The organism is Nocardioides sp. Z40_12 (assembly GCF_058215795.1).
In genome coordinates this window covers 1-12333 of record NZ_JBZAJA010000005.1, presented here as the reverse complement: position 1 = coordinate 12333, position 12333 = coordinate 1, and the positions used below count along the sequence as shown (strand labels likewise).

12 protein-coding genes are annotated in these 12333 nt (G+C 73.8%); 9 read left to right on the top strand and 3 right to left on the bottom strand.

The features are described 5' to 3' along the window. Positions 1–11: 11 nt before the first annotated feature. A complete protein-coding gene (locus AC4BG9_RS10705; RefSeq protein WP_490571088.1) occupies positions 12–635 on the bottom strand; it encodes a DUF3000 domain-containing protein in 624 nt (207 codons plus the stop codon). Between the two features lie 70 nt (positions 636–705). Between AC4BG9_RS10705 and hemE the strand changes: the two genes are divergently transcribed. After that, complete coding sequence (hemE, locus tag AC4BG9_RS10700; RefSeq protein ID WP_490571087.1) at positions 706–1746, top strand: uroporphyrinogen decarboxylase; 1041 nt, start codon at positions 706–708, stop codon at positions 1744–1746. Here hemE and AC4BG9_RS10695 read toward each other — a convergent pair. Beyond that, a complete protein-coding gene (locus tag AC4BG9_RS10695) occupies positions 1731–2687 on the bottom strand; it encodes a DUF4349 domain-containing protein (protein WP_490571086.1) in 957 nt (318 codons plus the stop codon). The two genes, hemE and AC4BG9_RS10695, sit on opposite strands and share 16 nt — an antisense overlap. 199 nt (positions 2688–2886) lie before the next feature. Then, positions 2887–3819, bottom strand: coding sequence for a LysR family transcriptional regulator (locus AC4BG9_RS10690; RefSeq protein ID WP_490571085.1), 933 nt, complete (start codon positions 3817–3819; stop codon positions 2887–2889). A gap of 198 nt (positions 3820–4017) precedes the next feature. Between AC4BG9_RS10690 and AC4BG9_RS10685 the strand changes: the two genes are divergently transcribed. From AC4BG9_RS10685 to AC4BG9_RS10650, 8 genes are all read left to right on the top strand, one after another. After that, positions 4018–5235: an SfnB family sulfur acquisition oxidoreductase gene (locus AC4BG9_RS10685; RefSeq protein WP_490571084.1), complete on the top strand. Its 1218-nt coding sequence runs from the start codon at positions 4018–4020 to the stop codon at positions 5233–5235. A 60-nt stretch (positions 5236–5295) separates the two neighbouring features. Beyond that, positions 5296–6465 carry an LLM class flavin-dependent oxidoreductase gene (locus AC4BG9_RS10680; RefSeq protein WP_490571083.1) on the top strand — a complete coding sequence of 390 codons (1170 nt, stop codon included), beginning with the start codon at positions 5296–5298 and terminating at the stop codon, positions 6463–6465. Further along, the gene (locus tag AC4BG9_RS10675; protein ID WP_490571082.1) at positions 6462–7010 is read left to right on the top strand and encodes an NADPH-dependent FMN reductase; all 549 of its coding nucleotides are present in this window, start codon (positions 6462–6464) and stop codon (positions 7008–7010) included. Before AC4BG9_RS10680 ends, AC4BG9_RS10675 begins: the two co-directional genes overlap by 4 nt. Then, positions 7007–7615: a flavin reductase family protein gene (locus tag AC4BG9_RS10670; RefSeq protein ID WP_490571081.1), complete on the top strand. Its 609-nt coding sequence runs from the start codon at positions 7007–7009 to the stop codon at positions 7613–7615. Before AC4BG9_RS10675 ends, AC4BG9_RS10670 begins: the two co-directional genes overlap by 4 nt. Continuing rightward, complete coding sequence (locus AC4BG9_RS10665; RefSeq protein ID WP_490571080.1) at positions 7612–8982, top strand: MFS transporter; 1371 nt, start codon at positions 7612–7614, stop codon at positions 8980–8982. The genes AC4BG9_RS10670 and AC4BG9_RS10665 overlap by 4 nt, the downstream gene beginning before the upstream one ends. A gap of 12 nt (positions 8983–8994) precedes the next feature. Continuing rightward, positions 8995–10371, top strand: coding sequence for a protoporphyrinogen oxidase (hemG, locus tag AC4BG9_RS10660; protein WP_490571079.1), 1377 nt, complete (start codon positions 8995–8997; stop codon positions 10369–10371). An 86-nt stretch (positions 10372–10457) separates the two neighbouring features. Continuing rightward, positions 10458–10712: a hypothetical protein gene (locus AC4BG9_RS10655; protein WP_490571078.1), complete on the top strand. Its 255-nt coding sequence runs from the start codon at positions 10458–10460 to the stop codon at positions 10710–10712. 271 nt (positions 10713–10983) lie between these two features. Then, positions 10984–12333, top strand: a 1350-nt coding sequence (locus tag AC4BG9_RS10650) for a DUF222 domain-containing protein (RefSeq protein ID WP_490571077.1), incomplete at its 3' end; no start/stop codon positions are given.

Here is a 12333-nt window from a genome sequence, read left to right as displayed (position 1 = left end):
ATCGGGGCTCATCAGGCGTCCGGACCCCGCTGTCCGCGGCGGCTGGGCATGGCGGTCACGCCCTCGGGCACCGGCGGGAGGCCGGCGGCGGTGCACAGCAGCTCGCCCCAGGCCTCGACGTGCGGCGCCAGGTCGAGGTCGTCGTCACCCTCGAGGGGGGTCCAGGAGGCGCGGACCTCCAGCTGGGCGGTGCCGTCCTCGTGGGACATGCCGCCGAAGCTCTCGGAGGCGACCCGGGTGACGGTGCCGGACTCGGAGCCCCACCGGGCCCCGTGGGCCGAGAGCGCCTCGACCAGCCAGCTCCAGCCGACGGCGCCCAGCATGGGGTCGGTGACCAGGTCGGGGTCGATCTCGGCGCGGGCGTAGGCGACGAACCGGAAGGTGCCGTTCCAGGCGTCGTTGCCGTCCGGGTCGTGGAGCAGGATGAGCCGCCCGGTGCCGACCTCGAGGTCGCCCACGGTGACGTCGGCGCTCAGCGCCGAGGCCCAGGGGGCGATGCGCTGCGGCGCGGGCATCTCCTCGCAGAAGACCTCCGGGCGCAGCGTGGCGGCGCGCAGCTGCGCGACAGCGGTCCGGAACGACGCGGGTGCCTCAGCCGGCCCCGTGCCGGGGTGTGGCTCGGAGTGGACGACCATGGCGCCAACCTACGTCGGGGCTGGTGCTGCGATGTGCCAACACGCCGCCTGACCTGCGATGATCGCAGGTGTGACCTCGACTCCCTCCCTCCGTGACAGTGCGTTCCTCAAGGCCGTCCGGGGTGAGCCGGTGCCGCACACGCCGGTGTGGTTCATGCGGCAGGCGGGCCGCTCGCTGCCGGAGTACCTGCGCGTCCGCGAGGGCGTCGGGATGCTGGAGTCCTGCATGGACCCCGACCTGGTCGTGGAGATCACCATGCAGCCCGTCCGGCGCTACGGCGTGGACGCGGCCATCTTCTTCTCCGACATCGTGCTGCCGCTCAAGGCGGTCGGGGTCGACCTCGACATCGTGCCCGGGATCGGGCCGGTGGTGGCGTCGCCGGTGCGCACCCTGGCCGACGTCGAGGCGATCCCCGACCTGACCCCCGAGCACGTCCCCTTCATCACCCAGGCCGTGCAGGGGCTCGTCTCCGAGCTCGGGGCGACCCCGCTGATCGGCTTCGCCGGCGCCCCCTTCACCGTCGCCTCCTACCTGGTCGAGGGTGGCCCGTCCAAGGAGCACGCCAAGACGAAGGCGATGATGTTCGGCGCCCCCGAGGTGTGGGACGCGCTGATGCGCAAGATCGCCGGCATCGCCGCCGACTACCTGCGGGTGCAGGTGGAGGCCGGGGCGTCGGCCGTGCAGCTCTTCGACTCCTGGGCCGGGGCGCTCACGCCGCAGGACTACCGCGAGCACGTGATGCCGCACTCGGCCCGGGTGCTGGCGGCCGCGGGCGAGCTCGGCGTGCCCCGGATCCACTTCGGCGTCGGCACCACCAACCTGCTGGGCCTGATGGGCGAGGCCGGGGCCGACGTGGTGGGCATCGACTGGCGCACGCCGCTGGAGCGCGGGATCGAGCTGGTCGGCGACCGTGCCGTGCAGGGCAACCTCGACCCCACCCTGGTCTTCGCCCCCACCGAGGTGATGACCGATCGTGCCGCGCAGGTGATCGAGGCCGGCCGGGCCGCGCGCGGCCACGTCTTCAACCTCGGGCACGGCGTCATCCCCTCGACCGACCCCGACCAGCTGGCCCGGCTGACGGAGTTCGTGCAGTCCTACCCGCTGACCTGACCCGGTCGGACGGAGCCGCGGCCCCGACGGGGGAGCCGGCGCAGGGCCCACCGGGCGAGCGCGCCCAGCAGGACGAGGACGAGGAGCCAGGGCAGCAGCACCCCGGCCACGGTGGCGAGCGCGACCGCCGCGCCCCTGAGGCCGCTCCACCCGGTCGCGAGCCCGTGCAGGAAGCCGGTCTCCTCGTCCTCGACGACCGGCTCCTCGTCGGCGGCGCGCTGCGAGATGTGGACGGTCACGGTGGCCATCGACGTCTGGTCGGCCAGGTAGGCCTGCTGCTGCTTGAGGGAGTCCAGCTCGGCCTGGCGTCGGGTCAGCTCCGCCTCGACGCTGACCACGTCGGCGAGCCGGTCGGCCCGGTCCAGCAGCACCTCCACCCGCCGCAGGCTCCGCTCCTGGGCCCGGATCCGGACCTCGTTGTCGATCACCTGGGTGGTGACGTCCTCGGTGCTGCGCTCGGTCTCGAGCAGACGCCCGGTCGCCTCGATCCGCTCGATGGCCTCCCCGTAGCGCGACGTCGGCACCCGCAGCACGATCCGGGTCCAGGCCAGCTCCCCCTCGTCGGTCCTCGCCTGCTCGTCGCTGACCTCGCCCTTCAGCACGTCGGCGATCCGCTGCACCTCCTGGCGGGCCACGGCGACGTCGGGGGAGTCGAGGGAGACGGTGGCGGTGGCGATCACCGCGCGCCGGGCCACGGCCGGGGCCGCCCGGCTGCCGGTCGCCGGGGCCTCGGCGTCGGACCCGGAGGTGTCCTGGGAGCTGCCGTCGCGGCCCGGGGCGACGGAGTCCGTGCCGGGTGCCGCCGCGCCGTCGTCCGCGGGTGCCCCGACCGAGGACGAGGCGTCGTCCTGCGACGAACCGCCCCCGCAGCCGGTGAGGAGCAGGGCTGTGATCAGCAGGGCGGCGTACGCCGGGCCCCGTGCCGCGTGTCGTCTCGTCATGGCGTTGGGACGCCGGCGGATCCCCGACGGTTCCCCGACGGTTCCCCGACGGTTCCCCGACGGGTCTCCTCAGCCCCGCCGCCGCCAGCGCCGGTGGGACTCTCCGCGGCGCCTTCGGCGCCGGGCCGGTCTCGTGGCCGCAGGTCGAGCCCGACTCCGTGACGGCCTGAGGCCGGCGTCGCCGACGAGGCCCCGGCGCTCAGCCGGCCGGGGCCTCGTCGACGACGCGGAGGGCCTCGACCCGGCCCGCCTGGGCCAGCAGCGCGTCGCGGAGGTGACGCTCCGGCGGGGCGGCCCTGGTGCTACGGCGCAGGCGCAGCACCAGCGCGACCGCGGTCTCCAGCCCGTGGACCGGGCGGCACACCAGCGCCCCGGCCCGGTGCAGCGGGTCGCCCTCGACGCTGAACCGGGGGAGCAGGGTCAGTCCCGCGCCGTCGGCGACCAGTGCCTTGCCCAGCTCGGCCCCGTCGGTGCTGGTCAGTGCCCGTGGCCAGGCGTCGCCGAAGAGCCGGACGCAGAGCCGGTGCATCAGGTAGCCCTCGCGCATCGCCACGAAGGGCTCCTGGCGCAGGTCGTCGACGCCGACGGAGTGCTGCGCGGCGAGCCGGTGGTCGTGCGGGAGGACCGCGACGACCGGCCCGCTGAGCAGGGGTGTGTCGAGCAGCCCGGCGGGCGGGTCGTCGCCGGCCAGCACGTTGACCAGGCCGAGGTCGAGGCTGCCGTCGAGCAGGCCGGCGTCGATCGCGACCTGGCGAGCGTTGACCACCTCGACGCGGCTCCCGGGCTGCTCGGCGGTGAAGGCCCGCAGGGCCGGGGTGAGCAGGGTGGAGGTCGCGGCGCTGACGGTGCCGACCCGGAGCAGCCGCTCGCCGACCGACCGGTCGCCGGCGGCGCTGCGGAGCCGGGCCACCGACTCCAGGACGGCCTCCACGTGCGGGAGCAGCTCGAGCCCGTCGCGCGAGATCCGCGCTCCCGAGCGCCGACGGTCGAGCAGTGCGACCCCCAGCTCGCGCTCGAGGCGGGTGATCGACTCGCTCAGGGCGGGCTGGGAGAGATGGAGGTGCTCGCTGGCGCGCCGCAGGGATCCGTGACGGGTCACGGCCAGCAGGCACTCGAGCTGTTCGACACGCATGGCAGAAGACTACCGAATCAGGTGACTTAATAGGTTTTCCCGTCCACCCCCTCGGAGAAATGAGACGCGCTGCCGGGCGATCCGCCTTGGCCGCGAGGGGCTGTGACCCCTAAAGTCGAGCAAGTCAATACAGATTGACCTTATTCGGGGCCGGGTGGCCGCCGAGGGACCAGGACCAGCAACCAGGAGGGGTGCCGCATGGGACGCACGAGCGAGGGGGTGCCCACCACGAGCCGACCCCCGGTGCTGGACGAGACCTCCGCCCTGGAGGTGGCCGCGCAGCTCGGCTCCCTCTTCGCCAAGGGCGCGGCCCAGCGCGACGCCGAGCGCGCCACCCCCTACGAGGAGGTGGCGGCCCTCAAGGCGTCCGGCCTGCTGGCCCTCACGGTGCCGGCCGAGCACGGCGGCCCCGACGTCTCGGTGGCCACCCTGACCGAGGTCTTCCGCCTGCTCGCCACCGGCGACCCGAGCATCGCCCAGATCCCGCACAGCCACTTCGTCTACGTCAACCTCCTGCGGCACCAGGGCACCGAGCAGCAGCAGGCCAGGCTCTTCGCCGACGTGCTCGCCGGGGCCTCCTTCGGCAACGCCCAGTCCGAGATCGGCAGCAAGCACGTGCGGGACCACCGCACCACCCTGGTGGAGGACGGGCGCGGCGGCTGGCGGCTCACCGGGGAGAAGGGCTACTGCACCGGGGCCCTCTTCGCCGACTGGATCCCGGTGCTCGCCCACCGCGGGCCCCTGGGCCCGAAGGTGGTGGCCTGGGTGCCCCGCGACGCCGAGGGCGTCGAGGTGGTCGACGACTGGGACGGCATGGGCCAGCGCACCACGGCCAGCGGCACCGTCTCGTTGCGCGACGTCGCCGTCCCCGACGACCTGGTCACCGGATACGCCGAGACGTTCACCGGTCCGCAGACCTACGGCGCCTTCGCCCAGGTGCTCCACGCGGCCCTGGACGCCGGCATCGCACGCACCGCCCTCCTCGAGGCGGCCGAGTTCGTCGGCACCAGGAGCCGCCCCTACCCCGACGCCGGGGTCGCCCGCGCCGTGGAGGACCCGCTGGTCGTCCAGGCCTTCGGCCAGATGGAGGTCGCCGTGCGCGGCTGCGAGCTGCTGCTGGCGGCCGCGGCGCGGGCGGTCGACGAGGCCGACGCAGACCTCACCGAGGAGTCGGCCGGCGCCGCCAGCCTCGCCGTCGCGGCGGCCCGCGCCGCCACCACCGAGGCGTCGGTCTCGGTCTCCTCGCGGCTCTTCGAGGTCGCCGGCACCCGCGCGGCGCTCGACTCCCTCAACCTCCACCGCCACTGGCGCAACGCCCGCACCCACACCCTGCACGACCCCGCCGGCTGGAAGGTCCAGCACCTGGGCCGCTGGGCGCTCGAGGGCGTGCTGCCCCCCAACCACGGCCAGCTCTGACGGCGTACCCGCCACCCACCACCCCCGGCCACCCCGGCCACCCCAGCCCGAGAGGAAGTCATGTCCCTGAAGTTCCACTGGTTCCTGCCCACCAACGGCGGTGACGGCCGCCACGTCGTCGGCGGCGGCCACGGGGTCAACCCGGGCGCCGCGGGGCGCCCCTCCGACGTCCCCTACCTGGGACAGGTCGCCCGGGCCGCCGAGCAGTCCGGCTTCGACGCCGCGCTCACGCCGACCGGCGCGTGGTGCGACGACGCCTGGCTCTCCACCGCGATGCTCAGCCAGGTCTCCGACCGGCTCCGCTTCCTGGTCGCCTTCCGTCCCGGCCTGGTCGCGCCGTTCCTGGCCGCCCAGATGGCCGGCACCTTCCAGAACATGACCGGCGGGCGGCTGCTGCTGAACGTGGTCACCGGCGGCGAGCCGCACGAGCAGCGGATGTTCGGCGACTTCCTCGACAAGGACGCGCGGTACGCCCGCGCCGACGAGTTCCTCACCATCGTGCGGCGGCTGTGGGAGGGCGAGACCGTCGACTTCTCCGGCGAGCACCTCTCGGTCGAGGCGGCCAGCCTCAACCAGCTGCCCGACCCCATCCCGGAGATCTACTTCGGCGGCTCCTCCCCCGCGGCCGGCACCGTGGCCGCCAGGCACGCCGACGTCTACCTGACCTGGGGGGAGCCGCCGGCGCAGGTCAAGGAGAAGATCGAGTGGATCCGCTCGGTCGCCGACGCCGAGCCGACCCGCAACGGGCGCCCGATGCGCTTCGGCATCCGGCTCCACACCATCACCCGCGACACCTCCGAGGAGGCGTGGGCCGAGGCGGACCGTCTGCTCGCCGGGATCGACGAGCAGACGCTGGCCAACGTCCAGTCCGGGCTCGCCAAGAGCGAGTCCGAGGGCCAGAAGCGGATGCTCGCCCTGCACGGCGGCTCGCGCGACAACCTCGAGGTCTACCCCAACCTGTGGGCCGGCGTGGGCCTGGTCCGCGGCGGGGCCGGCACCGCCCTGGTCGGCAGCCACGAGGAGGTGGCCGACCGGATCGCCGAGTACGCCGCGCTCGGCATCGAGGAGTTCGTCCTCTCCGCCTACCCGCACCTCGAGGGCGCCTACACCTTCGGTGAGGGCGTGCTGCCGATCCTGGCCGAGCGCGGCCTGTGGGACGACCCCCGCCCCACGGCTCGGGCGAGCACCGCCGCCGTCCCCTTCGCCACCGTCGGCCGGGCCGCCTCGTGACCGGCGCCCGACCACGGGTGGCCGTCGTCGTCGGCAACCCCAAGCCCGCGAGCCGGACGCTGGCGGCGGCCACCCACCTGGCCCGTGAGCTCACCGGCTCCGAGCCCGACCTGGTGGTCGACCTGGCCACCCTCGGTCCCTCGATCCTCGACTGGTCCGACGAGCACGTCGCGTCGCTGGTGGCGCAGGTGGGGGAGGCCGACCTGGTGGTCTTCGCCAGCCCCACCTACAAGGCATCGGTCTCCGGGCTGCTCAAGCTCTTCCTGGACCGCTTCGCCCCCGGCACCCTGCGCGGGATCGCCGTCCCGCTGATGCTCGGCGCCGGCCCGGCGCACGCGCTGGCGCCGGAGTTCACCCTGCGCCCGGTGCTGGCCGAGATCGGGGCCTCCACGCCGGTGCGCAGCCTCTACCTGCTCGACAGCCGGCACGACGACCCCGCGGCGTACGAGCCGTGGCTCGCCGCCGCCCGCCCGGTGGTCGCCGCCCTGCTCGACCTGGCGCCGCCGGGGTCCGCCTCGCCCCACCTGACAGGAGCCCTCTCATGACCGTCGTCCCCGAGACCGCCGAGCACGACCTCGACCCGCGGGTGCTGCGTGACGTCTTCGGCACCTTCCCCAGCGGGGTGGTCGCCGTCGCCGGCCGGGTGGGGGGCCGGCTGGTCGGCCTCGCCGCCAGCTCCTTCACGTCGGTGAGCATCGACCCGCCGCTGGTCTCCTTCTCCATCGCGCGGACCAGCAACACCTGGCCGGCCCTGCGGGAGGCCGGTCAGCTGGGGGTCAGCGTGCTGGCCGACCACCACGACCAGCTCTGCCGCCAGCTGGCCGGTCCGGCCGACCAGCGCTTCGACGACCTGGCCGTGCGCACCACGCCGGGCGGCGCGGTGCTGCTCGACGAGGCCGTGGCCTCCTTCACCTGCACGATCCACCAGGAGGTCGACGCGGGCGACCACTCCCTGGTGCTGCTGCGGGTGCACGGCGTCCGCGCCGAGGGCGACCGCTCGCCCCTGGTCTTCCACGAGAGCGGCTTCAAGCGGCTGCACCGCGACGACCTCGACCCCGCCACCCTGCACGGGCGGATCAACGGCGAGCCCGTCCGCGACGCGGGCGAGGCGGGCGACGCGGGCGGCTCCGGCGCGGAGGACGCGGCGTGAAGGCCGCGGTCGACTCGGCCACCGCCCGCCCCCGCAAGGTCGCGGTCGCCTCGGCCGTCGGCGCGACGATCGAGTGGTACGACTTCTTCCTCTACGGCACCGCGGCGGCGGTGGTCTTCGACAAGCTCTACTTCAACGGCCTCAGCGGGCCCGCGGCGCAGTTCGCCGCCTTCGGCACCTTCGCGGTCGGCTTCCTGGCGCGTCCGGTCGGCGGGATCATCTTCGGTCACTTCGGTGACCGCATCGGCCGCAAGCAGATGCTGCTGCTCACCCTGCTGATCATGGGGGTCGGCACCGCGGCCATCGGCCTGCTCCCCACCTACGACCAGATCGGGGTCTGGGCCCCGATCGCGCTGGTGGTGCTGCGGGTGCTGCAGGGGATCGGCGTCGGCGGGGAGTACGGCGGTGCGGTGCTGATGGCGGTCGAGTACGCACCGCCCGGCCGGCGCGGCTTCTTCGGCAGCTTCGCCCACATCGGGGTGCCCGGTGGGATGTTCCTCGCCGCCATCGCCTTCTCCATCGCCGGGCTGCTCCCCGAGGACCAGTTCCTGGCCTGGGGCTGGCGCGCCTGCTTCGTGGTCAGCATCCTGCTGCTCGCCGTCGGCACCTGGATCCGCCTGTCGGTGATGGAGACGCCCGCCTTCGCCAAGGTCCAGGAGGCCAAGGAGGTCTCTCGGCTCCCGCTCAAGGACCTGGTGCTCAGCCAGCCGCGTCCGCTGCTGCTCGGCATGGGGACCCGCTTCATCGAGGGGTTCACCTTCAACCTCTTCTCGGTCTACCTGCTCGCCTACGTCGTCACCAACATGGGCCTGCCCCGCGACTGGGCGCTCCAGGGCATCGTGGTCGGCGCCGGGCTCGGCGTGCTGCTGGTGCCGCTCGCCGGTGCCTGGTCCGACCGGTTCGGCCGCAAGCCGGTCTACCGGATCGGCGCCTGGATCGGGCTGCTCTTCGCCTTCCCGGCGGCGGCGATGGTCCAGTCCGGCCACCGTGGGCTGATCTTCCTCACCTTCGTCGGCGGGCTCGGCCTGATCTACGGCGTGGTCTACGGCCCGCTGGCGGCCTTCTGGTCCGAGCTCTTCGAGACCCGCTACCGCTACACCGCGCTGAGCACCCTCTACCAGGTCTCGGGGATCGTGGCCTCGGGCCTCACCCCCCTGATCGCCGCGTGGCTGGTGACGCGCGGCGACGGGACGCTGTGGTGGGTGGCCACCTACAACGTGGCGGTCGCGGTGATCTCGCTGACCTGTGCGCGGTTCCTCCCCGAGACGCTGGGGCGCGACCTGGACACCCTGGACGGGGGAGCGGACGACGCCCCTCGGGCCGACCGGCCCCGGGTCCCCGGCGACCGGGAGCCCGTGGAGGTCTGAGAGATTGGGAGCATGCAACAGGCTGTGCCGCGTGGCGGACCCGTCGTGGTGGTGGGCGCCGGTGTGGCCGGCCTGGCCGCCGCCCGGCTCCTGGCCGGGGCGGGGCGCGAGGTCATGGTCCTGGAGGGCTCACCCCAGGTCGGCGGGAAGCTGCGGCGTGACGAGGTCGCCGGCATCCAGGTCGACGTCGGCGCCGAGGCGATGCTGAACCGGCGTCCCGAGGGCGTCGACCTGGCGGCCGAGGTCGGCCTGCCCGTGGAGCACCCCACCGTGGCCTCCTCCCGGATCTGGACCCGAGGAGGGCTCCGGCCGCTGCCGCGCTCGCTGATGGGCGTGCCGCTGGACCTCGACGCGCTGGTCGCCTCCGGCGTCCTCTCCGACGAGGGGGTCGCCCGGGTGCGCCGGGAGCCCTCCCTGCCGCCGACCCCGGTGGACGGCGACATCTCGGTGGGCGACCTGGTGGCCGCCCGCTTCGGTGACGAGGTGGTCGACCGGCTCGTCGAGCCGCTGCTCGGCGGGGTCTACGCCGGTCATGCGCGCCGGCTCTCGGCCCGCGCGTCGGTGCCGCAGCTGGTCGCCTTCGCCGAGCGGGGCTCCCTGCTGGAGCAGGGCGCGGCCATCCCCACCACCTACGACCGCCCCGTCTTCGCCGGCATCCCCGGTGGGATGGGCCGGCTCCCCGAGGCGCTCGCCGCCGGGCTCGACGTCCGGACCGGCCACACCGCGCGCGAGCTGGTCCGCACACCGGAGGGTTTCGCCCTCACCGTCGGGCCCACCACGGCGCCGGAGCGGGTCGAGGCCTCGGCGGTGCTGCTGGCCACGCCCGCCGCCCCGACCGCCCGCCTGCTCCGTGAGGTGGCTCCCGCGACCGCCGCGGAGCTGGCCGGGATCGAGTACGCCTCGATGGCGGTCGTCACCTTCGCCTTCCGGACCGAGGACGTCGCACAGCTGGAGGCGTCGGGCTCGTCGGGCTTCCTGGTCCCCCCGGTCGACGGGCACCGGATCAAGGCCTCCACCTTCTCCTTCGCCAAGTGGGGCTGGGTCCGGGCGGCCGGTGCCGAGCAGGGCGTGGTCCACCTCCGCACCTCCCTGGGGCGGCACGGCGAGGAGACCGCGCTCCAGGCAAGCGACGACGAGCTGGTCGACTGGTCGCTGCGCGACCTCGAGGAGGCCACCGGCCTGCGGGCGGTCCCGGTCGACACCCACGTGCAGCGCTGGGGCGGCGGGCTGCCGCAGTACGCCGTGGGTCACCTCGACCTGGTCGCCCGGGCCCGGGCGGGCCTGCCCGACGGGGTGGCGGTCGCCGGGGCGGCGTACGACGGCGTCGGGATCCCGGCGGTGATCGCCTCGGCGAGGCTCGCGGTGGACCGGCTGCTCGCTCAGGCCTGAGGGTCGGGTCAGAGCGCCCCGCAGCGCTCCTCCGATCCTCTCGAACGGGGACCGCAGGGCGCTTGAACGGTTAACGGTTAAGAGCCATGTGGAACATTCTGGGCATGACGCCGGCTGACAAGCAGTACTCGAATGGTCTCGTAGGCCCCTTTGCCGTGCGTACGGAGAAGGTGGCTCTGTGGTTCTTCGCTGGCATCTTCGTCGTCGTCCTGTTCGTGCTGTTCGTTCTGCGACCCGAGGACCCGACGTTCCTGTACATATTCCTGCCCTTGCCTGTCGGCATGTTCGTGATCAGTGCGGTACGGCTTCGTCGGATGCTGCGGCAAGACGAGCAGGAGTAGTTCAGTGATGGCAAGACCCGGGCGCTGACGCTCCGGGGAGGCCTGCGGTACTGAGCCTCGTCGTTGGCCTCTCTTCTCGTGGCTCTTCTTCTCGTTTCGACGCGGTCTCGCACCTCGATCCGGTGGACACGATCCCCACGAACGAGGGGTGTCCGCATCGTGGCACCAGCTCCCTGATCTGCGCCTGTTCTGTCGGCGCTCCCTGGTTGACTCCTACCAGTGAACGGGGCCGGTTCGGCGGTCCCGGCGCCCAGGCGACGGGGGTCGTGCGATGTGCCTCGAGGACGGTGGCGGACAGGCCGGGACGCATCCGATCACCCGTGCCTGCGCGACCATGGCGTCGGCGCTGGACTCCCTCGTCGAGGTCGACCCGCTCTACCTGACCTCGGCCGCGCACCGGCAGGCCCTGCTGGACCTGACGAGGTTGGGCGACCGGGTGGAGTCGCTGCGGATGCGGGTCATCGAGGCCGCGATCCAGCCCGGTGGGGTGGTGGAGGCCGACGGGGCGAAGAGTGCCGCGGCGTGGCTCAACGCGCGCACCCGCACCGGGTACGGCGCCCCGAGGGGCGCGGAGAAGCTCGCGGTCGCGCTGGCCTCCAGGTGGCGCCAGGTCGCCGCGGCCCTGGAGGACGGGCGGGTGAACCTCCCGCAGGCCAAGGTCATCGTGAGAGCCCTCGACGCGCTCGTCACCGACCCCCTCCCCGGCGAAGAGGTCCCCGCCCAGGTCCTGCACCGGGCCGAGGCCCACTTGATCGCCGCGGCCGCCACGTTCGGGCCCGCCCACCTGGAGACCCTCGGTGCCGCGATCCTCGAGAAGGTCGCGCCCGAGACCGCCGACGAGCACGAACGCAAGATCCTCGAACGCGCCGAACGACGGGCCCAGGCCGCCACCCGGCTCGTGCTGCGCAGGCGCGGCGACGGCGCCACCGACCTCACCGCCCGGATCCCCGACGCGGTCGCCGCCCGGCTCAAGACCGTGCTGGAGGCCTGGACCTCTCCCAAGCAGGACTCCGGCAACGAGCACGGCGCCGCCACCAGGCTGGGCGCCTTCCCCCACACCGACGCCGCCACCGGGGTGCGGCTGCCGCAGGAGAGGCTCCGCGGACAGGCCTTCTGCGCGTTCCTCGAAGCCGCCGACCCCACGCGGATCCCCGCCCACGGCGGCTCGGCCACCAAGATCCTCATCACCATCCCCCTGGCCGCGCTCCGCGACCAGCTCAGCGGGCACGGCGACTGCGACCACCCCGGCGGCAGCAGCGGGACGGGGAGCAGCGGGGTGGCGAGCAGCGGGATGGGCAGCAGCGGTGGCGGGGTCGGGACGATCCTGACCAACGGCGACGAGCTCACCCGGATCAGTGCCCACCAGGTCCGCCGCCTGGCCTGCCAGGCGGGTCTGGTCCCCGTGGTGCTCGGCTCGGACTCCGTCCCCCTCGACATGGGGGCGGAGTCCCGGTTCTTCAAGCACTGGCAACGCGAAGCCACGATGCTCACCCAACACACCTGCGGCACCGAGGGATGCACCGTTCCCGCCACCTGGTGCGAGGTGGTCTTCCCCCGGTCTCGTGGACACCGTCACAGTGGTCGAAAGACCACGGAGAGGTGTCTAGATGACGACCTATTC

Coding starts and splice junctions, on each gene's coding strand:
- AC4BG9_RS10705 (WP_490571088.1), bottom strand. CDS start 635: ATGGTCGTCCACTCCGAGCCACACCCCGGCACGGGGCCGGCTGAGGCA.
- AC4BG9_RS10695 (WP_490571086.1), bottom strand. CDS start 2,687: ATGACGAGACGACACGCGGCACGGGGCCCGGCGTACGCCGCCCTGCTG.
- AC4BG9_RS10690 (WP_490571085.1), bottom strand. CDS start 3,819: ATGCGTGTCGAACAGCTCGAGTGCCTGCTGGCCGTGACCCGTCACGGA.
- AC4BG9_RS10685 (WP_490571084.1), top strand. CDS start 4,018: ATGGGACGCACGAGCGAGGGGGTGCCCACCACGAGCCGACCCCCGGTG.
- AC4BG9_RS10680 (WP_490571083.1), top strand. CDS start 5,296: ATGTCCCTGAAGTTCCACTGGTTCCTGCCCACCAACGGCGGTGACGGC.
- AC4BG9_RS10670 (WP_490571081.1), top strand. CDS start 7,007: ATGACCGTCGTCCCCGAGACCGCCGAGCACGACCTCGACCCGCGGGTG.
- hemG (WP_490571079.1), top strand. CDS start 8,995: ATGCAACAGGCTGTGCCGCGTGGCGGACCCGTCGTGGTGGTGGGCGCC.
- AC4BG9_RS10655 (WP_490571078.1), top strand. CDS start 10,458: ATGTGGAACATTCTGGGCATGACGCCGGCTGACAAGCAGTACTCGAAT.